General features: G+C 73.8%; 19 protein-coding genes. 6 read left to right on the top strand and 13 right to left on the bottom strand.

The window, feature by feature from the left end; translation table 11 throughout:
• Positions 1 to 26: 26 nt before the first annotated feature.
• The 5 genes from M1O15_RS05780 to hrcA form a co-directional block, all read right to left on the bottom strand.
• Entirely contained in the window at positions 27 to 386 is a 360-nt protein-coding gene (locus M1O15_RS05780) for a histidine triad nucleotide-binding protein (RefSeq protein WP_248632129.1), read from the bottom strand.
• A gap of 690 nt (positions 387 to 1076) precedes the next feature.
• On the bottom strand, positions 1077 to 1829 hold the full coding sequence (locus tag M1O15_RS05775; RefSeq protein WP_248632128.1) for a 16S rRNA (uracil(1498)-N(3))-methyltransferase: 753 nt from the start codon (positions 1827 to 1829) through the stop codon (positions 1077 to 1079).
• Positions 1826 to 2902, bottom strand: a complete 1077-nt coding sequence (locus M1O15_RS05770; protein ID WP_248632127.1) for a nitronate monooxygenase — start codon at positions 2900 to 2902, stop codon at positions 1826 to 1828. Before M1O15_RS05770 ends, M1O15_RS05775 begins: the two co-directional genes overlap by 4 nt.
• 213 nt (positions 2903 to 3115) lie before the next feature.
• The gene (dnaJ, locus tag M1O15_RS05765; protein WP_248632125.1) at positions 3116 to 4252 is read right to left on the bottom strand and encodes a molecular chaperone DnaJ; all 1137 of its coding nucleotides are present in this window, start codon (positions 4250 to 4252) and stop codon (positions 3116 to 3118) included.
• Positions 4253 to 5269 (bottom strand): heat-inducible transcriptional repressor HrcA, encoded by a 1017-nt coding sequence (gene hrcA / locus M1O15_RS05760; RefSeq protein WP_248632123.1) that lies wholly within the window; start codon positions 5267 to 5269, stop codon positions 4253 to 4255.
• Positions 5270 to 5630: 361 nt separating this feature from the next.
• Here hrcA and M1O15_RS05755 point away from each other — a divergent pair, with 361 nt between their 5' ends.
• Both M1O15_RS05755 and M1O15_RS05750 read left to right on the top strand, forming a co-directional pair.
• Positions 5631 to 6410: an MBL fold metallo-hydrolase gene (locus M1O15_RS05755; protein WP_248632122.1), complete on the top strand. Its 780-nt coding sequence runs from the start codon at positions 5631 to 5633 to the stop codon at positions 6408 to 6410.
• Positions 6411 to 6451: 41 nt separating this feature from the next.
• Entirely contained in the window at positions 6452 to 7267 is an 816-nt protein-coding gene (locus tag M1O15_RS05750; RefSeq protein WP_248632121.1) for a DUF3097 domain-containing protein, read from the top strand.
• An 11-nt stretch (positions 7268 to 7278) separates the two neighbouring features.
• Here M1O15_RS05750 and hemW read toward each other — a convergent pair whose 3' ends face one another.
• The 4 genes from hemW to lepA all read right to left on the bottom strand — a co-directional run bounded on the left by hemW (position 7279) and on the right by lepA (position 15300).
• Complete coding sequence (gene hemW, locus M1O15_RS05745; protein WP_248632119.1) at positions 7279 to 8523, bottom strand: radical SAM family heme chaperone HemW; 1245 nt, start codon at positions 8521 to 8523, stop codon at positions 7279 to 7281.
• A gap of 56 nt (positions 8524 to 8579) precedes the next feature.
• A complete protein-coding gene (locus M1O15_RS05740; protein WP_248632117.1) occupies positions 8580 to 10646 on the bottom strand; it encodes an ATP-binding SpoIIE family protein phosphatase in 2067 nt (688 codons plus the stop codon).
• A gap of 324 nt (positions 10647 to 10970) precedes the next feature.
• Positions 10971 to 12860, bottom strand: a complete 1890-nt coding sequence (locus tag M1O15_RS05735) for an AMP-dependent synthetase/ligase (RefSeq protein ID WP_248632116.1) — start codon at positions 12858 to 12860, stop codon at positions 10971 to 10973.
• Between the two features lie 565 nt (positions 12861 to 13425).
• Complete coding sequence (gene lepA / locus M1O15_RS05730) at positions 13426 to 15300, bottom strand: translation elongation factor 4 (RefSeq protein ID WP_248632115.1); 1875 nt, start codon at positions 15298 to 15300, stop codon at positions 13426 to 13428.
• A gap of 373 nt (positions 15301 to 15673) precedes the next feature.
• Here lepA and rpsT point away from each other — a divergent pair, with 373 nt between their 5' ends.
• Positions 15674 to 15940 carry a 30S ribosomal protein S20 gene (gene rpsT / locus M1O15_RS05725; RefSeq protein WP_248632114.1) on the top strand — a complete coding sequence of 89 codons (267 nt, stop codon included), beginning with the start codon at positions 15674 to 15676 and terminating at the stop codon, positions 15938 to 15940.
• 221 nt (positions 15941 to 16161) lie between these two features.
• Here the strand turns inward: rpsT and M1O15_RS05720 are convergent, their stop codons facing one another.
• The gene (locus M1O15_RS05720; RefSeq protein ID WP_248632113.1) at positions 16162 to 17058 is read right to left on the bottom strand and encodes a LysR family transcriptional regulator; all 897 of its coding nucleotides are present in this window, start codon (positions 17056 to 17058) and stop codon (positions 16162 to 16164) included.
• A gap of 95 nt (positions 17059 to 17153) precedes the next feature.
• On the opposite strand from M1O15_RS05720, the gene M1O15_RS05715 reads away from it, so the two are divergent.
• Positions 17154 to 17507 carry a DoxX family protein gene (locus M1O15_RS05715; RefSeq protein ID WP_248632112.1) on the top strand — a complete coding sequence of 118 codons (354 nt, stop codon included), beginning with the start codon at positions 17154 to 17156 and terminating at the stop codon, positions 17505 to 17507.
• Positions 17508 to 17602: 95 nt separating this feature from the next.
• Here the strand turns inward: M1O15_RS05715 and holA are convergent, their stop codons facing one another.
• Entirely contained in the window at positions 17603 to 18589 is a 987-nt protein-coding gene (holA, locus tag M1O15_RS05710) for a DNA polymerase III subunit delta (protein ID WP_248632111.1), read from the bottom strand.
• Positions 18590 to 18703: 114 nt separating this feature from the next.
• Complete coding sequence (locus tag M1O15_RS05705; protein WP_248632110.1) at positions 18704 to 19750, bottom strand: alpha/beta hydrolase family protein; 1047 nt, start codon at positions 19748 to 19750, stop codon at positions 18704 to 18706.
• Positions 19751 to 19898: 148 nt separating this feature from the next.
• Between M1O15_RS05705 and M1O15_RS05700 the strand changes: the two genes are divergently transcribed.
• Both M1O15_RS05700 and M1O15_RS05695 read left to right on the top strand, forming a co-directional pair.
• Positions 19899 to 20507 carry a GNAT family N-acetyltransferase gene (locus M1O15_RS05700; protein ID WP_248632109.1) on the top strand — a complete coding sequence of 203 codons (609 nt, stop codon included), beginning with the start codon at positions 19899 to 19901 and terminating at the stop codon, positions 20505 to 20507.
• Positions 20504 to 21379: a PaaX family transcriptional regulator C-terminal domain-containing protein gene (locus tag M1O15_RS05695; protein ID WP_248632108.1), complete on the top strand. Its 876-nt coding sequence runs from the start codon at positions 20504 to 20506 to the stop codon at positions 21377 to 21379. Before M1O15_RS05700 ends, M1O15_RS05695 begins: the two co-directional genes overlap by 4 nt.
• 62 nt (positions 21380 to 21441) lie before the next feature.
• On the opposite strand, the gene M1O15_RS05690 is transcribed toward M1O15_RS05695, so the two are convergent.
• Entirely contained in the window at positions 21442 to 21687 is a 246-nt protein-coding gene (locus M1O15_RS05690) for a hypothetical protein (protein ID WP_248632107.1), read from the bottom strand.
• Positions 21688 to 21689: the final 2 nt, after the last annotated feature.

Raw genomic sequence — 21689 nt, 5'->3', positions numbered from 1 at the left:
CCTGCGGGGGGGGTGGGGGTGGGTGGTTAGCCGGGGGGCCAGGTCAGGCCGCGGCCGCCGAGGACGTGGGCGTGCGCGTGGAAGACGGTCTGCCCGGCGCCGGCACCGGTGTTGAAGACGATGCGGTAGCCGTCGTCCTCGGTCTTCTCCTGCCGGGCGATCTCCCCCGCCTCGCGCAGCACGTCGGCGGCGATCTCCGGCGCCTCGGCCGCGAGCGCGGCGGCGTCGGTGTGGTGTGCCTTGGGGATGACGAGGACGTGGGTGGGCGCCTGCGGGTTGATGTCGCGGAAGGCGAGGGTGGTCTCCGACTCGCGGACGACGGTGGCGGGCACCTCCCCGGCCACGATCTTGCAGAACAGGCAGTCGCCCTGGGGCTCTCCGGCCATGCCGCGGTCCTTTCGCGAGGTGGGGCGTGACGCGTGGCGGCGCCACGACGTGACGGGTGGGTGTCACGGGTGATCTTCGATTGGTACGGGGGCACTCTACGGGCTGGGGCCCGCGCCCCGCCGCCCGTCACCGGCCGCCGCCCTCTCAGGGGGTGAGCGCGGCGGAGACCCGGGCCAGCCGCTCGGACGGGCCCGCCGGACCCCGTTCCCGTACGCCGTCCACGCCGCCGGCCCCGGCTGGGCCTGGCCCGCCGGCGGGGCGGCGGCGACCTCCTCGGGCGGTGCCTCCGTCCCCGTAGGGGCGCGGAGTGCGGCCAGGGTGGGCAGCCGGTGCCGTCCGAGCCGCCGGACGGCCGTGACCAGCACGTCCCCGTCGCCCACCGGCCGCTCCAGCGCCCCGCCCGCCGGCCGGGGGCCGGGGCTCCGGGCGGTGCCGGTGCCCGGGGTGGTGCCGGACCCCGGGACGGTGCCGATCCCCGACGCGGAGCCGGACCCCGGGACGGTGCCGATCCCCGACGCGGAGCCGGACCCCGGGACGGTGCCGGACCCCGGGACGGTGCCGGACCCCGACGCGGTACCGCACCCCGAGGCGGAGCCGGACCCCGACGCGGAGCCGAACCGAACCCCGAGACGGGGCCGGACCCCGGGACAGTCCTGGTCCCCCGCCTCAGGGCGCGGCAGGGTCCGGTCTCAGCTCCAGCGGCCGGTGCGGCCCAGCAGCAGGGCGACGGCTGCCGTGCCCGCCGTGGAGGTGCGCAGCACGCTGCGGCCCAGGACGTACGGCTCGGCGCCCGCCTCGGCGAAGGCGGCCAGTTCCTCGGGGGCCACCCCGCCCTCGGGGCCGACCACGAGGACGATCTCGCCGGAGGCGGGCAGCTCGGCGGTGGCCAGCGAGGTGTCGCCGGTCTCGTGGAGCACGGCGGCGAAGTCGGCGGTGGCCAGCAGCCGGGCCACCTGCCCGGTGGAGGCGGCCTCGGCGACCTCCGGGAAGCGGGTGCGGCGGGACTGCTTGCCCGCCTCCCGGGCGGTGGAGCGCCACTTGGCGAGCGCCTTGGCGCCCCGCTCGCCCTTCCACTGGGTGATGCAGCGGGAGGCGGTCCACGGCACGATCGCGTCCACACCGGTCTCGGTCATGGTCTCCACCGCCAGCTCGCCCCGGTCGCCCTTGGGCAGCGCCTGCACCACGGTGATCCGGGGCTGCTCGGCCGGCTCCTCGGTGACGGACTCCAGGTCCATGACGAGCAGCCGGTCCTTGCCCTCGCTGCCCTCGACCACACCTTCCGACCAGTGGCCCGCCCCGTCGGTGAGCACCACGTCCTCGCCGGCGCGCAGCCGCTTCACGGAGACGGCGTGCCGCCCCTCGGGCCCGTCCAGGACGTACCGCCCGCCGGGGATCCCCTGGCGGAAGACGTCCTCGGGGACGACGAACACGGGCGCGGTCATGAGGCGGCCCCCTGCGGGGCGAGGGTCCCGGCGGCCTCGCGCAGCTCACCGGCCAGCACGTCCACCAGCTGGGCGGCGGGCAGTTCACGGGCCAGCCGGTGGCCCTGCCCGGCCCACAGCGCCATGCCCTGCGGGTCGCCGGCCGCGGCGGCGGCCTTGCGCAGGGTGCTGGTGAGGTGGTGCACCTCGGGGTAGGCGGCGGGCGCGTAGGGGCCGTGCTCGGACATGAACCGGTTGACCAGGCCGCGCGCGGGCCGCCCGGAGAACGCCCGGGTCAGCTCGGTGCGGGTGAACAGCGGGTCGGTCATGGCCCGCTTGTGCAGCGCATTGGCGCCGGACTCGGGGCACACCAGGAAGGCGGTGCCGAGCTGGGCGGCGCGGGCGCCCGCGGCGAGGACGGCGGCGATCTGCCCGCCGCGCATCAGCCCGCCCGCGGCGATCACCGGCAGCGGCACGGCCTCGGCGATCAGGGCGACCAGGGTGAGCAGTCCGGTGCCGGCGCCGTCGTTCTCCGGGTCGTCCCGGTGGGTGCCCTGGTGGCCGCCGGCCTCCACGCCCTGGGCGCACAGCGCGTCGGCGCCGGCCCGTTGGGCGGCCTGGGCCTCCTCGACGGAGGTGACGGTGACGATGGTGCGGGTGCCGGCGGCGGCGAGCGCGGCCAGGGCCTCGGCGGAGGGGCAGCCGAAGGTGAAGGAGACCACCGGGACCGGTTCGTCCAGCAGGACGGCGAGCTTGGCCTCGTAGCCGTCGTCACGGCCGGAGTCCGGGTCGCCGAGCGGCGTCTCGTAGAAGGCGGACTCGCCGGCGATCTGGTTGCGGTACACCTCGACGGCGGCGGGGTCGGCGTGGCCGGGCTGCGGCAGGAACAGGTTGACGCCGAAGGGCCGCGCGGTGAGGGTGCGCAGCCGGCTGATCTCCTGGTACATGCCGTCGGCGGTCTTGTAGCCGGCGGCCAGGAAGCCGAGGCCGCCCGCCTCGCTCACGGCGGCGGCCAGCTCGGGACGGGAGGCGCCGCCGGCCATGGGGGCCTGCACGATCGGGTGGAGGAGGAGATCGGTCAGTGCGGTGGACATGCGTGCATCGTGCCACGCCCGCCGACCGGCCCGAAGGCCCGGTTCCGGTGGTCGGCGGGAGGGCCCGTACGAGACGAGGTACGAGGTACGAGGTACGAGGTACGCGACGAGGGGCGGCGGCCCGTTCCCGGAACCGCCGTCCCTCACCTCGTACACCTCGCACCACCGCCGCCCGGCGGACCGCTGCCGTCAGCAGCGGCCTAAGGCGGCCCCTCAGCGGCCGTTGAAGGCGTCCTTCAGCCGGGAGAACAGGCCCTGCTGGCCGGGCTGGAACTGGCCGGTGGGCCGCTCCTCGCCGCGCAGCTTGGACAGCTCCCGCAGCAGCCGCTCCTGCTCGGGGTCGAGCTTGGTCGGGGTCTGCACCTCGACGTGGACGATCAGGTCGCCCCGGCCGCCGCCGCGCAGGTGGGTGACGCCCCGGCCGTGCAGCGGGATGGACTGGCCCGACTGCGTACCGGGCCGGATGTCGATCTCCTCGACGCCGTCCAGCGTCTCCAGCGGCACCTTGGTGCCCAGCGCGCCGGCCGTCATCGGGATGGTGACCGTGCAGTGCAGGTCGTCCCCGCGCCGCTGGAACATCGGGTGCGGCAGTTCGTGGATCTCCACGTACAGGTCGCCGGCCGGGCCGCCGCCGGGGCCGACCTCGCCCTCGCCGGCCAGCTGGATGCGGGTGCCGTTGTCCACACCGGCCGGGATCTTCACGGTGAGGGTGCGGCGGGAGCGGACCCGGCCGTCGCCCGCGCACTCCGGGCACGGGGTGGGCACCACGGTGCCGAAGCCCTGGCACTGCGGGCAGGGGCGGGAGGTCATGACCTGGCCCAGGAAGGACCGGGTGACCTGGGAGACCTCACCGCGGCCGCGGCACATGTCGCAGGTCTGCGCCGAGGTGCCGGGGGCCGCGCCCTCGCCGGAGCAGGTGGTGCACACCACGGCGGTGTCCACCTGGAGGTCCTTCGTGGTGCCGAAGGCCGCCTCGTCGAGCTCGATCTCCAGCCGGATCATGGCGTCCTGGCCGCGCCGGGTGCGCGAGCGCGGGCCGCGCTGGGACGCCGTGCCGAAGAAGGCGTCCATGATGTCGCTGAAGTTGCCGAAGCCACCGGCCCCGAAGCCGCCCGCGCCACCGCCGCCGGCGCTGGAGAGCGGGTCGCCGCCGAGGTCGTAGACCTGCTTCTTCTGCGGGTCCGACAGCACCTCGTAGGCGGCGTTGATCTCCTTGAAGCGCTCCTGCGTCTTCGGATCGGGATTGACGTCCGGATGCAGCTCGCGGGCGAGCCTCCGGAACGCCTTCTTGATCTCGTCCTGGGAGGCGTCGCGGCGCACGCCGAGTACGGCGTAGTAGTCCGTGGCCACTTACGACTCCGCCAGGATCTGTCCGACGTAACGTGCCACTGCGCGTACCGCTCCCATCGTTCCGGGGTAGTCCATGCGGGTCGGTCCGACCACGCCGAGTTTGGCGACGGCCTCGTCGCCCGAACCGTAGCCGACCGCGACGACGGACGTGGAGTTCAGCCCCTCGTGGGCGTTCTCATGCCCGATGCGCACGGTCATGGCCGAGTCCTTGGCCTCGCCGAGCAGCTTGAGGAGCACGACCTGCTCCTCCAGCGCCTCCAGCACCGGCCGGATCATCACGGGGAAGTCATGGCCGAAGCGGGTGAGATTGGCGGTGCCGCCGATCATCAGCCGCTCCTCGGTCTCCTCCACCAGGGTCTCCAGCAGGGTGGCGAGCACCGTGGAGACCGTGCCGCGGTCCTCCGTCTCGAAGGACTCCGGCAGGTCCTGCACCAGCTGCGGCACGTCGGCGAACCGGCGGCCCACGACGCGGCTGTTGAGCCGGGCCCGCAGATCGGCGAGGGAGGCCTCGCCGAACGGCGCCGGGCAGTCGACCATCCGCTGCTCGACCCGGCCGGTGTCGGTGATCAGCACCAGCATCAGCCGGGCCGGGGCCAGCGACAGCAGCTCCACATGCCGCACCGTCGAGCGGGTCAGCGAGGGGTACTGCACCACCGCGACCTGCCGGGTCAGCTGGGCGAGCAGCCGGACGGTGCGCCCGACCACGTCGTCCAGATCCACCGCGCCGGCCATGAAGTTCTGGATGGCGCGGCGCTCCGGCGAGGACAGCGGCTTGACCCCGGCGAGCTTGTCGACGAAGAGCCGGTAGCCCTTGTCGGTGGGGATGCGGCCGGCGCTGGTGTGCGGCTGGGCGATGTAGCCCTCCTCCTCCAGCACGGCCATGTCGTTGCGCACGGTCGCCGGGGAGACGCCGAGCGCGTGCCGCTCGGTGAGCGCCTTGGAGCCGACGGGCTCCTCGGTGCCGACGTAGTCCTGGACGATGGCGCGCAGCACTTCGAGTCTGCGTTCGCTGAGCATCCGCGCACACCTCCAGCTGATGGGTCCTCGCCCCGCGCGCGTCGCTCGCGGGGCCTCCCCGCACGGCGGCGGGCCTGTGGCTCTGTTCCCTGCTTGGCACTCGCCATGCCCGAGTGCCAGTGATGTCCCGGCCAGTGTACGGGGCGGGGGTGCGCCACCGGCAAGGGCGGCCGACCAGGCTACCGTGCCGGATCGCACGGCGTACCGCCGTCCCGGCGCCGGGGCCGGGGGCGATCGGGCGCCGGTGGCGCGGGCGCCGGTCGGCCATCGGCGTCTCGGGCCATCAGCGTCTCGGGCCATGAGCGTCTCGGGCCATCAGCGTCTCCGGCCATCAGCGTCTCCGGCCGTTAGCGTCTCGGGTATGGACACCCCCACATGCGACGGATCGGGCATCGACTGGGCGGCGGTGGGCTGGGAGCGGCTCGGCGCGGGCACCGGCCGGTGCCGGCTGCCCGGCTGGGACGCCACCGCGGGGCTGGTGGCCGGTACGGACGCCGCGCTGCTGTTCGACGCAGGCGCCACCCTGCGGGAGGGCGCGGAGCTGCGGGCCCGGGCCGAGGTGCTGCTCGACGGGCGGCGCGTGACGCATCTCGCACTGAGCCACCCGCACTTCGACCATGTCCTCGGGGCGTCCGCCTTCGCCGGGGCCGAGGTGTTCGGGGCGGTCGGCCTGGACGCGCTGCTGGCCAGCACCCGGGAGCGGGACGCCCTGCGCCGGGACGCGGTCCGGCACGGCGTACCCGAGGAGGAGGCCGCCGAGGCGGTGGACATGCTGGCCGCGCCCCGCCACCACGTCTCCGGCGAGTGGACGCTCGACCTGGGCGGGCGGCAGGTGCTGCTGGCCAATGTGGGCCCCGGGCACACCGCCCATGACCTGGTGCTGCTGGTGCCCCCGCCCCCGGGGGCGCCGCCCGGCTCCCGCGAGGTGGTGTTCTGCGGCGACCTGGTCGAGGAGTCCGGCGAGCCGCAGGCCGGCCCGGACGCGGTGCCGGGGCGCTGGCCGGCCGCGCTGGACCGGCTGCTGGCGCTGGGCGGCGAGGAGGCGCGGTACGTGCCGGGGCACGGCGCGGTGGTGGACGCGGCCTTCGTCCGGGCTCAACGGGACGCGCTGGCCCGCCGCTTCGGCGCCGCCGGGGGCTGATGGGGCCGATGACGGCATGATCATGTCGTAGCGTCTGGCGCATGCGCGCTTACGACTCTGATCTCACGCCCCCGTGGAAGCGTTCGGCGCCGGTGCCCGAGGTGGCGGCCGAGCCCGATCTGGTGGTGGAGGAGGTGGCCACCGGGTTCTGCGGGGCGGTGATCGGCTGCGAGGCGGGCACGGTGACCCTGGAGGACCGCTTCGGCAAGCACCGGGTGTTCCCGCTGGAGCCGCGCGGCTTCCTGCTGGAGGGCCGCCCGGTGACCCTGGTGCGGCCCTCGGCCGGCCCGGCGCGGCCCTCCCGTACGGCCTCCGGCTCGCTCGCCGTGCCCGGCGCGCGGGCCCGGGTGGCGCGGGCCGGGCGGATCTACGTGGAGGGGCGGCACGACGCCGAACTGGTCGAGCGCGTCTGGGGCGACGACCTGCGGATCGAGGGCGTGGTCGTGGAGTACCTGGAGGGCGTGGACGACCTGCCGGCCATCGTCGCCGAGTTCGGCCCCGGACCGGACGCCCGGCTCGGGGTGCTGGTGGACCACCTCGTCCCCGGCTCCAAGGAGTCCCGGATCGCCGCCGAGGTGTCGAACGCCCACACCCTGATCGTGGGCCACCCCTACATCGACGTCTGGGAGGCGGTGAAGCCCGCCTCGGTGGGCATCCCGGCCTGGCCCACCGTACCGCGCGGCCAGGACTGGAAGACGGGGGTGTGCCGGGCGCTGGGCTGGCCGGAGAACACCGGCGCGGCCTGGCAGCACATCCTCTCCAAGGTCCGCTCCTACAAGGACCTGGAGCCCTCGCTGCTGGGCGCGGTGGAGCACCTGATCGACCATGTGACGGTGGGCGGGCCCTCCCAGCCCTGACCTGCGGTGCCTCAGTCCACCAGGTCGCGTACCACCGCGTCGGCGAGCAGCCGGCCGCGCAGGGTGAGGACGGCCCGGCCGCGCCCGGCGTACGCCTGCGGCTCCAGCAGGCCGTCCGCCACCGCCCGCTCGGCGGCGGCCCGCCCGCCCGGCTTCAGCAGCTCCACCGGGCAGCCCTCGCGCAGCCGCAGCTCCAGCAGGATCCGCTCGACCCGGCGGTCCTCCTCCGACAGCAGCTCCCGTCCGGCGCCCGGGGAGCGCCCGGCGGCCAGTGCGCCGGCGTACGCCCCGGGGTGCTTCACGTTCCACCAGCGCACCCCGCCGACATGGCTGTGCGCGCCGGGTCCGGCGCCCCACCAGTCGGCGCCCCGCCAGTACAGCTCGTTGTGCAGGCAGCGCCCGGCCTCGGTGGTGGACCAGTTGGACACCTCGTACCAGTCGAATCCGGCGGCGGACAGCATCTCGTCCGCGATGAGGTAGCGGTCGGCGTGCGCGTCGTCGTCGGTCATCGGGACCTCGCCGCGCCGGATGCGCCGGGCCAGCCCGGTGCCCTCCTCCACGATCAGCGCGTACGCCGAGATGTGGTCGGGCCCCGCGCCGAGGGCCGCGTCGAGGGAGGCCCGCCAGTCGTCGTCGCTCTCCCCCGGCGTCCCGTAGATCAGGTCCAGGTTGACGTGGTCGAACCCGGCCGCGCGGGCCTCGGCCACACAGGCCTCGGGGCGGCCCGGGGTGTGGGTGCGGTCCAGCACCTTCAGCACATGCTGCCGGGCGCTCTGCATGCCGAACGAGATCCGGTTGAAGCCGCCCGCCCGGAGCTCGGCCAGATACGCCGGGTCCACGGACTCCGGGTTGGCCTCGGTGGTCACCTCGGCGTCCTCGGCGAGCCCGAACTCCTCCCGTACGGCGGCCAGCATCCGCACCAGGTCGGCGGCGGCCAGCAGGGTCGGCGTACCGCCCCCGACGAACACGGTGCGCACCGGGCGCGGATCGTCGCCCAGCACCTTGCGGGCCAGGCGCACCTCCTCGGCCAGCGTCCCGGCGTAGTTGTCCCGGGAGGCGAGCACCCCGCCGGAGGAGCGCAGCTCGGTGGCGGTGTAGGTGTTGAAGTCGCAGTAGCCGCAGCGGGTCGCGCAGTACGGCACATGCAGATAGAACCCCAGCGGCCGCTCCCCCGCGCCGACCAGGGCGGACGCGGGCAGGGCGCCGTCCTCGGGCACGGGTTCGCCGTCGGGCAGTACGGAAGGCATGGGGTCCATTGTCCGTCACCGGGCCGGGTGCTCGTCCGGGCCCGCCGCCACCGTCCCCCTCCGCGTCACACCGCCCCGGTCACCGTCTTCCCCACCGTCCCCGTCCCCGTCCCCGCGGTGGTCGGGCCCGGGGCGGGCTCCGCCTGGAGGACCAGCAGGGCGAGGTCGTCGCTGACCGGGGCCTCGCCGAAGCCGTGCACCGCCCGTCTGATCCGGTCGGCGATCTCCCGGGCGGGCAGCCCGGCGCAGTCCGCGAGCGCGGCGGCCAGCCCGTCCCCGTCGTCGAACATCCGCCCGCCCCGGGACCGCCGCTCGGTGACCCCGTCGGTGACGCAGAGCAGGGTGTCCCCGGGGGCGAGGTGGAAGGTCTGGCTCTCGTAGCCGACGTCGTCCACCACTCCCAGCAGCACCTGCGGGACGGCGGCGGCGGTCACCGTGCCGTCGGGGTGCAGCAGCAGCGGCAGCGGATGGCCCGCGCAGGCCAGGGTGCAGCGGGCGCCGCCGCCGTCCTCCGGGGTGAGCGGCACCAGCTCGCCGTACAGCAGGGACAGGAAGCGGGGCAGCGGCCGGGGCTCCACCGCCGTCGCCCCAGGGGCCTCCTCCTGGGCGGCGGCCTCCGCGGCCAGCGGGTCGGCGGCGACCTCGGCCACCACCGAGGCCGCCGTCTCGGCCGCCTCGGTGGCGTCGTCCAGCAGCAGGCGGTTCAGCCGGTCCAGCACATGGCCGACCTCGTGGTCGGCGTGGTCCTCGCGGGCCAGCAGCCGCAGCCAGGGCCGGGCCAGTCCGGTGACCACGGCCGCCTCCGGGCCGCTGCCCTGGACGTCGCCGAGCATGAAGCACCAGCGGCGCGCCCCGGGACCGGCCTGGAACACGTCGTAGAAGTCGCCGCCGGCCAGCCCGTCGTCGCTCGGCTCGTACACCACGCAGCTGCGCACCCCGGGGATCTGGGCGACCTGGCTGGGCAGCAGCCCGCGCTGGAGGACCCGGCTGATGGTGACCTGGCGGGCGTAGCGGCGGGCGGCGCCGATGGCGAGGGCGACCCGGCGGGCGAAGTCCTCCACCAGGGAGGCGACCGCGTCCGGGATACGGGAGACCCCGCGCCGGCCGATCAGCAGCGTCCCCAGGCCGTGGCCGCCGACCACCAGCCGGTAGGCGAGCGCGGTGCCGTCTCCGGTGTCCGCTCGCAGGTCGCCCGGGGCGGGCCAGGGCACGGCCACCGGCCCCGGGATCGGCGGCTCGGCCATCCGCGGCGGCTCCTTCTCCAGCACCGACCGCAGCGCCTCCAGGGCCGACTCGTCCGCGTGCCAGACCCGGGCCAGCCGGGGCGTGCCGCCGCCGTCCCGGCCGTAGCCGCCCGCCCCGCCGGTGTCCTCCAGCCAGAACGCGCACCAGTCGGCGAGCCGGGGCACCAGCAGCTGCCCGGCGAGCGCGGCGACCAGGTCCTCGTCCAGCTGCCCGGCCAGCAGGTCGGAGGCCTCGGCGAGGAACGACAACCCGCCGCGGCCGGTCCACTCCTCGTCGTCCCGCAGGGCCCGGCGCGGGGCGGGGGCCAGCAGCTCGGCGGCCCGCAGCCCGCGCTGGATGGCCGGCTCGCCACCCGGTACGGGGCAGGCGTCCCACCCGTCCAGCGGCAGCCGGGCCCACACCGTCTTCATACCGGGGCGGTAGGTGATGCCCCAGCACTCGGCGAGCGCCGCGACGAGCTGGAGCCCGCGCCCGTACTCGTCCGGATCGCCGCCGCACTCGCCGTCCCCGGACCGCTCCTGGCGCAGGGCCCGGGTCGGGTGGTGGTCCGACACCTCCAGCACCAGCGCGGCGGGCGTGCCCTGGTCGGGGTCCTCCAGCCGGAACAGCAACTCCACGTTGGTGCCCGCGTGGACCACGGCGTTGGTCACCAACTCCGCGGCGAGCAGCACCGCGTCGTCGGCCGCCCGGTCGGTGATCGCCGCCGCCGCGGGCAGGGCCAGGCCGGTCCAGTCGGCGAGGGCGGCCCGGACGAAACGGCGCGCGGCGCCGGGCGCGAGCGGGTTGCCGGGCAGGCTGGTCCGGGCGACCGACTGCCCGGGCAGAGGCGGGCGGGGAGGCAGCGACAACTCGCCGCCGGTCGCGCGCTGGGTCGGAAGAGGCCCCATGGACATCTCCTCGTCGGCTCCTGGTCGTTTCCTCGGGACGGACAACGACAGGGTGACAGATGGAGCACACCCATAAGCACCGTGTCACCGAAGTGGCTCACGGTGCCATCCGGGCGAGTGGTGCGCAAGCCCCGCCCGCACCCCCGGCTCGCCCCCTCCACCCCGGCCGACGACGGCTCATGGCCGAAAACAGCCCCTCACACACGGCGCAAGGAGGGGGCGGGGCACCTGCCCCCGCCCCCTCCCGCGCACCCCCTGTCCTCCCCGTGTCCTCAGCCTCCGCGCGCCCTAAGCCTTCGCGCGTCCCTGAGCCTCCGCGCGCCCTCAGCCCTCCTTGGTGCCCGCGTACATGTCCTCGATGAGGTGCTTGTACTCGCGCTCCACGACGGGGCGCTTCAGCTTCAGGCTCGGGGTCAGCTCGCCGTGCTCGATGTCCAGGTCACGCGGCAGCAGCCGGAACTTCTTGATCGTCTGCCAGCGCTGGAGACCCTCGTTGAGCTGGTCCACGTACCCCTGGACCAGGGCACCGGCCTGCGGGGTGGCGACCACCTCCGCGTACGACCTGCCGCCGAGGCCGTTCTCCTCCGCCCAGCCGAGCAGGGCCGGCTCGTCCAGCGCGATCAGGGCGGTGCAGAAGTTCCGGTCGGCGCCGTGCACCAGGATGTTGGAGACGTACGGGCAGACCGCCTTGAACTGACCCTCCACCTCGGCGGGCGCGATGTACTTGCCGCCGGAGGTCTTGATCAGGTCCTTCTTGCGGTCGGTGATCCGGAGATAGCCGTCGACGGACAGCTCGCCGATGTCCCCGGTGTGGAACCAGCCGTCCGACTCCAGCACCTCGGCCGTCTTCTCCGGGAGCCCGTGGTAGCCCTCCATGATCCCGGGGCCGCGCAGCAGGATCTCGCCGTCGTCGGCGATCCGCACCTCAGTGCCGGGCAGCGGCTTGCCGACGGTGCCGGTGCGGTAGGCCTCGCCCGGGTTGACGAAGGACGCGGCGCTGGACTCGGTGAGGCCGTAGCCCTCCAGGATGTGGATCCCGGCGCCGGAGAAGAAGTAGCCGATGTCGGGGGCGAGCGCGGCGGAGCCGGAGACGGCCGCGCGCAGCCGGCCGCCGAAGGCCTCGCGGAGCTTGGAGTAGACCAGGGTGTCGGCCACTTTGTGCTTGGCGGCCAGTCCGAACGGCACGCTGGCGTTGCCGGTGCGGCGGTAGTTGTCCTGGCTGGTCTTCGCGTACTCGCGGGCGACCTCGGCGGCCCACTGGAAGATCTTGTACTTGGCGCCGCCGCCGGCCCGGGCCTTGGCCGCGACCCCGTTGTAGACCTTCTCGAAGATCCGCGGGACCGCGGCCATATAGGTCGGCTGGACCACCGGCAGGTTCTCGATGATCTTGTCGACCCGGCCGTCGACGGCGGTGACGTGCCCGACCTCGATCTGCCCGGAGGTCAGCACCTTGCCGAAGACATGGGCGAGCGGCAGCCACAGGTACTGCACGTCCTCGGCGGTGACCAGCCCGGTGGCCGCTATGGCCTTGGCCATGTAGGACCAGTTGTCGTGCGGCAGCCGCACGCCCTTGGGCCGGCCGGTGGTGCCGGAGGTGTAGATCACGGTGGCGAGCTGGTCCGCGGTGATCGCGCCGACCCGCTCCCGTACCGCCTCGGGGTGCTGCTCCAGGTAGTCCCGGCCGCGCTTCTCCAGGTCGGCGAGGGAGAGCACCCAGCCCTCCGGGTCGTCCCCGGCCGCCTCGACGCCCTCGTTGTCGATGACGACGACATGGGCGAGGTGCGGCAGGTCGGCGCGGCGCTCACGGGCCTTGGCGAGCTGCGCGGCGTCCTCCGCGATCAGCACCCGGCTCTCCGAGTCGGCCAGGATGTACGAGGACTCCTCGGCGTTGGTCTGCGGGTAGACCGTGGTGGTGGCGGCACCGGCGCACATCACGCCCAGGTCCGAGAGGATCCACTCCACCCGGGTCCCCGAGGCGAGCGCGATCCGCTCCTCGGCCCGTACGCCGAGGTCGATCAGACCTGCCGCGATCGCGAAGACCCGCTCGGCCGCCTGCTCCCAGCTGAGCGACCGCCACTCGTCCGGCCCCTGGCCGGAGGGCGCGGGAACCGGATAGCGGTACGCCTCCGCGTTCGGAGTCTTCGCCACGCGCTCCAGGAAGAGTGCCGCCACCGAGGGCGGGCGGTTCTCGATCAGGGTCTGTGTGTCGCTCACGGCGTCCTCCGGGCGGCTTGCGGCTCTGGGCTGCGCGTCGAGTGGGCTCTGGGCTGCACGTCGAGATTGTTAACTGGCGAGTAACCCTCGGGCGGCCAGGTTAGAGGGCCGGGGTCCGACACGTAAGGGGCTGCGGCCCGGCGCTTGGTTCCCTCTTCATAACGCTTCACCGTCTCCCGTGACGCCGCTCCGTGTCTGCTGCCGCTGCGTCCGCTGTCGCTCCTCGGGTCTGCTGTCGCTGCTCCGTGGGTGCTGTCTCCTTCCTCACTCCCCCGTGTGCGGTGGCCGCTCCGCTGTGCGCTGTCCCCCCGCCCGCGCCCCCTTCCTCTTTGGGCAACGAAAAAAGTGCGGCCAACGTGCCGGGGTGGCGAGGACTCGCCACGTACCGGAGGGCGAGCGGGCCGAGCGGGCCGGTCGATCGGGGAACGGGCGGGCAGGCCGGGGAGTGCCGGGGTGGCGACCATCCGCCACGACGAGCGCGACAGGTGAACGCGGCGAGCGCCCGCCCCCTGGTGGGGGACGGGCGCTCGGAAGCACGGTCGGGCTGTACGCCCGGGCGGTCGGGCTACTTCTTGCCCTTGCCGCCGCCCGCGGAGTCGTCGCTGGACAGCACGGCGATGAAGGCCTCCTGGGGGACCTCCACCGAGCCGACCATCTTCATCCGCTTCTTGCCCTCCTTCTGCTTCTCCAGCAGCTTCCGCTTACGGGAGATGTCACCGCCGTAGCACTTGGCGAGGACGTCCTTGCGGATGGCGCGGATGGTCTCGCGGGCGATCACCCGGGAGCCGATGGCGGCCTGGATCGGCACCTCGAAGGCCTGGCGCGGGATGAGCTCCCGCAGCTTGGCGACGAGCCGCACCCCGTACGCGTAGGCGGCGTCCTTGTGGGTGATGGCGGAGAAGGCGTCGACCTTGTCGCCGTGGAGCAGGATGTCCACCTTCACCAGGGAGCTGGCCTGCTCGCCGGTGGGCTCATAGTCGAGCGAGGCGTAGCCGCGGGTCTTGGACTTCAGCTGGTCGAAGAAGTCGAAGACGATCTCGGCGAGGGGGAGCGTGTAGCGGATCTCGACCCGGTCCTCGGAGAGGTAGTCCATGCCGAGCAGGGTGCCGCGCCGGGTCTGGCAGAGCTCCATGATCGAGCCGATGAACTCGCTCGGCGCGAGGATGGTGGCCCGGACCACCGGCTCGTACACCTCGTCGATCTTGCCTTCGGGGAACTCGCTGGGGTTGGTGACGGTGTGCTCGGTGCCGTCCTCCATGACCACCCGGTAGACCACGTTCGGCGCGGTGGCGATCAGGTCGAGCCCGAACTCGCGCTCCAAGCGCTCGCGGATCACGTCCAGGTGGAGCAGGCCGAGGAAGCCGACCCGGAAGCCGAAGCCGAGCGCGGCGGAGGTCTCCGGCTCGTAGACCAGGGCGGCGTCGTTGAGCTGGAGCTTGTCCAGGGCGTCGCGCAGCTCCGGGTAGTCGGAGCCGTCCAGCGGGTAGAGGCCGGAGAACACCATCGGCTTGGGGTCCTTGTAGCCGCCCAGCGCGTCGGTGGCGCCCTTGTGCTGCTGGGTGATGGTGTCGCCGACCTTGGACTGGCGGACGTCCTTCACCCCGGTGATCAGGTAGCCGACCTCGCCGACGCCGAGGCCGTCGGCGGGCAGCATCTCCGGGGAGTTGGTGCCGATCTCCAGCAGCTCGTGGGTGGCGCCGGTGGACATCATCCGGATGCGCTCGCGCTTGTTGAGCTGGCCGTCGACCACCCGGACGTAGGTGACGACACCGCGGTACGAGTCGTAGACCGAGTCGAAGATCATCGCGCGGGCGGGCGCGTCGGCGACGCCGACCGGGGCGGGCACGTCCTGGACGACCCGGTCGAGCAGCGCCTCGACGCCGAGGCCGGTCTTGGCGGAGACCCGCAGCACGTCGTCGGGGTCGCAGCCGACCAGGTTGGCCAGCTCCTCGGCGAACTTCTCCGGCTGGGCGGCCGGGAGGTCGATCTTGTTGAGCACCGGGACGATGGTGAGGTCGTTCTCCATCGCCAGGTAGAGGTTGGCGAGGGTCTGCGCCTCGATGCCCTGGGCGGCGTCCACCAGCAGGACCGTGCCCTCGCAGGCGGCCAGGGAGCGCGAGACCTCGTAGGTGAAGTCGACGTGTCCCGGCGTGTCGATCATGTTGAGGATGTGGGTGCTGCCCTGGCCGTCACCGCTGGTGGGCGCCCACGGCAGCCGGACGGCCTGGGACTTGATCGTGATGCCGCGCTCGCGCTCGATGTCCATCCGGTCGAGGTACTGGGCGCGCATCTGCCGCTGCTCGACCACACCGGTCAGCTGGAGCATCCGGTCGGCGAGTGTGGACTTGCCGTGGTCGATGTGCGCGATGATGCAGAAGTTGCGGATCAGCGCCGGGTCGGTACGGCTCGGCTCCGGCACATGGGTAGGGGTCGCGGGCACGCAGGGTCCTGATTCTCGAGACGCCGGGCGCTGCCGGGGGTCTCTGCTCGGGTCGACGTCGGATCGATACGTAGGTTCCATGGTCCCACGGACGGCGGCGGGCCCTGGGTCCAGGCCGCGCGGGCTGCGGTTTCGGGACGTGGGGGCTTGGGTTCGCGGCCGTGGCCGACTGCGGTTTCGGGACGTGACGGCTTGGGGTCGCGCCCGTGGCCGACTGCGGTTCGGGACGTGGGGCCCTGGGGTTCGGGGCTGTGGCCGGCTGCGGTTTGGGCCGTTCGGACGCCGGCTGCTAGCCTGGGCAGCTGTGTCTCCTGGCCCCTCTCGGCCCGGAGACGCGTCGATCAAATCCTTACGAACCTGAAAAGGCTCTTTCGTGGCGAACATCAAGTCCCAGATCAAGCGGAACAAGACGAACGAGAAGGCGCGGCTGCGCAACAAGGCCGTGAAGTCCTCGCTCAAGACCGCGATCCGCAAGGCCCGCGAGGCCGCCGCCTCGGGTGACGTCGAGAAGGCCACCACGGCCGCTCGCGCCGCCACCCGTCAGCTCGACAAGGCCGTCTCGAAGGGTGTCATCCACAAGAACGCCGCCGCCAACAAGAAGTCGGCGCTGGCTTCCAAGGTCGCCACCCTGCAGGGCTGAGCTCACGCTCTGACTGCTTCTGATGTGACAACCGCCGGTACGGATCAAGCGGGCCCTCTCATCCGCTCCTGACCGGCACCCCGCGCCATACGCGGCCTGCGTTCGCCACGCGGGTATGGCGCACACTTCTCGAACCGCGAGGCCCCGGTGGCCGTCCTTCCCCAGGACGGTGGCCGGGGCCTTCGGCATGTGAGGCCTTCGGTCGCCGGTCGCGGGGACGGTCACGGCGGCGGTACGGCCTCCAGGCAGCCGCGGACGAAGTCCCGTACGACGGGGTCGTGGTCGTCGGCGGGTGCCCAGGCGACGCCCACCCGGCTCGGGCCGATGCCGCGCACCGGGCGGTAGACCACGCCGGGGCGGGCGTAGAAGCGGGCGGCCGAGGCGGGGGCGAGCGCGATCCCGTAGCCGTTGGCGATGGCGCTCAGCCAGTCGTCCGGCAGGTCGGTCACCGCGCCGATACGCACCGGCCGGCCCTCGCGCTCGTCGGCGGCCAACCAGTGGTCGCGCCACCAGCCGGACTCGGCGGGGGCGGCGACGAACGGCTCGTCCCACAGCTCGCGGAAGTCGATCGCCTCGCGGTCGGCGAGCGGGTGCCCGGCGGCGAGCGCCACCCAGCGGTCCTCGCTGAACAGCTCGGCCGTGCGCAGCGCCTCCTGGCCGGGGAAGGGCAGCCGGAGCAGTGCCACGTCGACCTCTCCGTCGGCCAGTCCGGCGGTGGGCTCGGACCAGGCGGCCTGCCGCATCTCCACCCGCCAGTCCGGTCGCCGTGCGGTGAAGGCGGCCACGATGTCCGGGGTGGCCTCGTTGGCGGCGCTGGCCAGGAAGCCGACCCGCAGCACCCGGTCGGCCCGGGCGGCCGCGGCCCTGGCCTCCCGTACCGTCCGGTCCCAGGCCGCCAGCAGGGCCGGTGCCCGCTCGGCGAGGGCGCGGCCGGGCTCGGTGAGGGCCATCCCGCTACGGGAGCGGGTGAACAGCCGGACGCCGAGCTGGGTCTCCAGCTGCCGGATCTGCTTGGTCAGCGCGGGCTGCGAGACGAACAGCTCCTCGGCGGCGCGGGTGAGGGTGCCCGTCTCGGCGACGGCGGTGAAGTAGCGGAGCAGCCGGGTGTCCACATCCATGCCTCCAGGTTATGGACGCGGGTATTGGACGGGTGCCCGGGGGCGTGGGGAGGGTGGTGGTGACTCCTTGGGACACCTGGCGGAAGGCACCTTCGATGGATACGGCGTTTGTGATCGTCACCCTTGTCACCGTGCTGGCCAACGCCGCGATCGCCGTGGCGGATCTGCGCGGGGCCGCCTTCGTGCGGGCCAACTCGGCGGAGGTCGGGGTGCCGCGCGACTGGCTGTGGTGGCTGGGCGCGCTGAAGGGGGCGGGGGCGGCCGGGCTGCTGCTCGGCCTGCTGGGGGTGCCGTGGGTGGGTGAGGCGGCGGCGGTGGGGCTGGTGCTGTTCTTCACGGGCGCGGTGATCGCCCATGTGCGCGCCGGGGTGTACCGGAACATGGCGTTCCCGGGCGGCTTCCTGTGCCTGGCCGCGGCGGTGCTGGTGCTGGGCGCGGCCGCCCGCTGAGGCCGCTGAGATCGCTGAGACCGCTGAACCAGCCGGTCCCGCTGGGGCCGCCGGATTCGCTGAGGCCGCCGAATCGGTGTGCTTCGGCGGGTGGCTCAGCGGCGGGGGCGGGCGGCGTGGGCGATGGCGACGACGGCCTTCTCCAGGGCGTACTCCGGGTCGTCGCCGCCGCCCTTGACCCCGGCGTCGGCCTCCGCGACGGCGCGCAGCGCCGTGGCGACGCCGTCGGGGGTCCAGCCGCGCATCTGCTGCCGTACCCGGTCAATCTTCCACGGCGGCATGCCCAGCTCGCGGGCGAGGTCGGCCGGGCGGCCGCCGCGCGCCGAGGAGAGCTTGCCGATCGCCCGGACCCCCTGGGCGAGGGCGCTGGTGATCAGTACAGGGGCGACGCCGGTGGCCAGCGACCAGCGCAGTGCCTCCAGGGCCTCGGCGGCGCGGCCCTCCACCGCCCGGTCGGCGATGGTGAAGCTGGAGGCCTCGGCGCGGCCGGTGTAGTAGCGGCCCACCACGGCCTCGTCGATGGTGCCCTCGACGTCGGCGGTGAGCTGGGAGACGGCGGACGCCAGCTCGCGCAGGTCGCTGCCGATCGCGTCGACCAGCGCCTGGCAGGCCTCCGGGGTCGCGGACCGGCCCAGGGTGCGGAACTCCCCGCGGACGAAGGTCAGCCGCTCGGCCGGCTTGGTGGTCTTGGGGCAGGCCACCTCGCGGGCCCCGGCCTTGCGGGCCGCGTCGAGCAGGCCCTTGCCCTTGGCGCCGCCCGCGTGGAGCAGCACCAGGGAGATCTCCTCGGCGGGGGAGGCGATATAGGCCTTCACGTCCTTGACCGTGTCGGCGGAGAGATCCTGCGCGTTCCGCACGACGAGGACCTTGCGCTCGGAGAACAGGGAGGGGCTGGTCAGCTCGGCGAGCGTGCCGGGCTGGAGCTGGTCGGAGGTGAGGTCGCGGACGTCCGTGTCGGCGTCGGCCGCCCGTGCCGCGGCCACCACCTGCTGCACCGCCCGGTCCAGGAGCAGGTCCTCCTGCCCCACGGCGAGGGTGAGGGGGGCGAGGACGTCGTCGGTCTGGTTCTTTCTGCTGGCCATCGCCGACCAGCATCCCACGCCCCACTGACATCCCGTTCGGGGGCGGTTCCCCGGGGGGCCGGATTCCTCAGGGGTCGGGGTCCCTAGGGGCCGGGGTTCCTCAGGGACCGTTCCTCAGGGACCGGCGTCCTTCAGGAACTGCCGCTGGTCGTCCAAGAAGCCGTCCGCGAAGAGCGAGCGGGGGGAGAAGAGTGCGGTGAGTACGGTCCTGGCCTCCGACTGCTCGACCGACTGCCTGAGCAGTGAGTGGGTCGCCTGCGGGTAATGCTTGACCGCCAGCGCGCCGCCCGGGTCCAGAACCTCGCGGTAGACGCGCTCGGTGTCGGCGGTGTCCACGTTGACGTCATGGCCCGCGAGCGTCAGCAGCACCAGTATGCCGCGCAGGGCGCGCAGGTCGTGTGTGGCGTCCGCGGTGTGGTTCCTGGCGACGAAGCCCCAGCGGTCGGCGGTCATGCCGTCCGTGTCACCGCGCGTGGCCTTCTCGTACTCCTCGAAGGTCGCGTGGCGTTCCAGCAGCCGGCGGGTGGTGTCGCTCCTGGCGATCGCGGCCCGGGTGCGGGCCGCCGACGCGCCGTCGGCGCGCAGCTCGGCGAGGAGGTTGTAGCGGCCCTGCCGGAGCCAGTTGATCGCGGGTGAGACGGCGATGACGAACCGCACCGAGGTCCTGGACGCGATCTTCGGCAGGACCCAGCCCGCCTGGCTGGCGCCCCAGAGCCCAATCCGGTCGCCGTCGATGTCCGGGCGGGCGCGCGCCCAGGCGATGGCGGCGGCCGCCTCGTCGGCCCGGTCGTCCATGGACTGGTCGAGCCAGTCGCCGGGGGCGCCCGCGACGCCGGGCTTGTCCCAGGACAGGGTGGCGTAACCGGCGTGGGCGTTCGCTTCCCACAGGGGCTGGTAGCCGTCCTCGTGGGTGGCGTCGACGGGGCCGTCGCCGTGGACGTACACGACCAGGCCGTGGCGCTCGCGGCCGTCCCTGGGGGTGGCCAGTACGCCGTTGAGGGTGTGGCCGCCGTGGCGGATCGAGACCCGCTGCTGGTCCATGTCGTAGGAGTTCTGCCACAGCACCACACCGGTGAGACCGGCGGCCAGGACCAGGACCGTGACGAGCGAGCACACGGCGACGCGGAGCCCGCGCCGCCGGGGCCGGGTTTTCGGACACATGGATGAGACCGCCTCTGTTCGGATGCGTTCCGGAGAGCGAAACTATCACCATGAGAACGGTCGTAGGTGATCTGATAGATTCAGATCACCGGGGTGGAGAGAGGGAGGGAACGGCGTGGAAGCTGAGGCGGGGTCCAGGTCCGGACCGGTGGAGGTCCGACGGGGTGTTCCGGTCGGAGCCGAGCGGCGGGCGGCCGAGCTGTACTGGGACGCCTTCGGCCGCAAACTCGGCCCCGCGCTGAACCCGCCGGGCAAGGCGGTGCCCTTCATCGCCGCCCAGCTGAACGCCGACCGCGCGGTCTGCGCGCTCCTCGACGGGCGGCTCGTCGGCCTGGCCGGCTACCAGCTCGGTGGGCGGGCCCTCACCGGGGGATCGGCCTCGGACGTGCTGCGTGTGTACGGATACCTCGGAGGACTGCGCCGGCTCCCGCTCCTGGCCCTGTTCGAGCGCCGGCCGGCCCCCGGGCAGCTCGTCATGGACGGCATCGCCGTCGCCCCTCGGATGCGCGGCCTCGGCGTCGGAAGCCTGCTCATTGAGGAGGTGGCCGCCGTCGCGGCGGAGCGGGGCTGCCGGGAGATCAGACTGGACGTGATAGACACCAACCCGCGTGCCAGGGCCCTCTACGAGCGGCGGGGCTTCGCGGCCGTACGGACCGAGCACACGCCCTACCTCCGCGGGCTGCTGGGGTTCGGCGCCGTGACCACCATGCACCGCCCCGTCGAGACGGACGGGCCGAGAGGACCGCGCACCCCGTGACCGACCACGTCGAGATCCCCACCCGCCTACTGGTCCACGCGCTGATCCGGGAGGACGGCACGGTCGGCGCGGACGAGCTGTACACCGTCGCCGGGACCCTCGGCATGAGTGACCAGCAGGTGCGGCTGTGCGTCAAACGCCTGGTGGCCGAGAAGAGGTTCACCCACGAGGGCCGCGGCCGCCGAGCGGTCCTGCACGCCACGGAGGACACCGCACAGGCGCTCGCTCCCAACGCGGACTTCCTGCGGCACGCGTTCCGCCAGGACGCCGGGCTCGCCCCCTGGGACGGCGTCTGGCACCTGGCCGCCTTCGCCGTGCCCGAGTCGTCGCGCACCGCCCGGGACGCCCTGCGGGAGACCCTGGTCCACCTCGGCGGCGCCCCGCTCCAGGGCGGGCTGTACGTCTGCGCCAACGCCTGGGAACCGTATGTCGAGGACGCCGCGCACCGCCTCGGCGTCCACGGTGCGCTCACCCTCCTCAGCACGACCGACCTGCGCAGGGGCGACGTCCGGGAGCCCGCCGAACTCGCCCGCGATCTGTGGCCCCTCCAGGAGATCGCCGACCGCTACCACCGCCTCGGCCGCATCGCCCGGCCCCGCCTCGACCGGCTCACCGGCTCCGCCGGACTCTCCCCGTCCGAGCTGCTCACCATCGCCGTCGAGCTGGCGGCCGAACTCAGCCGCGCCATGGAGCCCGACCCCCTGCTGCCGCCCCAGCTCCTGCCCCAGCCCTGGCCCGGCACCCAGGCCCGGGAGCTCATCGCCCGCTGCTGGGCGGCCCTGCCCGAGCACGGCCATGGCGAGGCCCGCCCGGTCCTGTTCCGCCTGTACGCCGACATCACCCGGGAAGCGGCGGAACGGGCCACCCGCTGAGGACACGGCCGCCGGCGCGGGCGGTCCGCCGTCCTCGCCCCCTCCCCCCGCACCGTCGCGTCTCAGGGCTCCTCGCGCCAGCCGTCCCAGCGGGCGGCGAACTCGTCCAGTTCGGCGGCGACCAGCCGCCCGTCCGGGTCCTCCAGGACCAGGAGCCATTGGGCGTCCTCGGCGTCGTCCTCCCCGGCGAGGGCGTCGCGCACCAGCTGCGGTTCCTCGGTGACGCCGAACCGCTCCCCCACTTCCTCCGCCGCCTCCTCGGCGGCGTCCCGGTCGGGCAGTACCAGCACATGTCTCAGATCGCTCACCG

Source organism: Streptomyces lichenis (assembly GCF_023218175.1).
In the GTDB taxonomy this organism is placed as follows: Bacteria; Actinomycetota; Actinomycetes; order Streptomycetales; family Streptomycetaceae; genus Streptomyces; species Streptomyces lichenis.
The sequence above is the reverse complement of the archived record's forward strand: the minus strand, read 5'-3'. Positions and strand labels throughout refer to the sequence as shown.

Excerpts from the sequence above, each read along its gene's own strand:
- M1O15_RS05780 (WP_248632129.1), bottom strand. The coding sequence starts at position 386 with ATGGCCGGAGAGCCCCAGGGCGACTGCCTGTTCTGCAAGATCGTGGCC.
- M1O15_RS05775 (WP_248632128.1), bottom strand. The coding sequence starts at position 1,829 with ATGACCGCGCCCGTGTTCGTCGTCCCCGAGGACGTCTTCCGCCAGGGG.
- M1O15_RS05770 (WP_248632127.1), bottom strand. The coding sequence starts at position 2,902 with ATGTCCACCGCACTGACCGATCTCCTCCTCCACCCGATCGTGCAGGCC.
- hrcA (WP_248632123.1), bottom strand. The coding sequence starts at position 5,269 with ATGCTCAGCGAACGCAGACTCGAAGTGCTGCGCGCCATCGTCCAGGAC.
- M1O15_RS05755 (WP_248632122.1), top strand. The coding sequence starts at position 5,631 with ATGGACACCCCCACATGCGACGGATCGGGCATCGACTGGGCGGCGGTG.
- M1O15_RS05750 (WP_248632121.1), top strand. The coding sequence starts at position 6,452 with ATGCGCGCTTACGACTCTGATCTCACGCCCCCGTGGAAGCGTTCGGCG.
- hemW (WP_248632119.1), bottom strand. The coding sequence starts at position 8,523 with ATGGACCCCATGCCTTCCGTACTGCCCGACGGCGAACCCGTGCCCGAG.
- M1O15_RS05740 (WP_248632117.1), bottom strand. The coding sequence starts at position 10,646 with ATGGGGCCTCTTCCGACCCAGCGCGCGACCGGCGGCGAGTTGTCGCTG.
- M1O15_RS05720 (WP_248632113.1), bottom strand. The coding sequence starts at position 17,058 with ATGGATGTGGACACCCGGCTGCTCCGCTACTTCACCGCCGTCGCCGAG.
- M1O15_RS05715 (WP_248632112.1), top strand. The coding sequence starts at position 17,154 with ATGGATACGGCGTTTGTGATCGTCACCCTTGTCACCGTGCTGGCCAAC.
- holA (WP_248632111.1), bottom strand. The coding sequence starts at position 18,589 with ATGGCCAGCAGAAAGAACCAGACCGACGACGTCCTCGCCCCCCTCACC.
- M1O15_RS05705 (WP_248632110.1), bottom strand. The coding sequence starts at position 19,750 with ATGTGTCCGAAAACCCGGCCCCGGCGGCGCGGGCTCCGCGTCGCCGTG.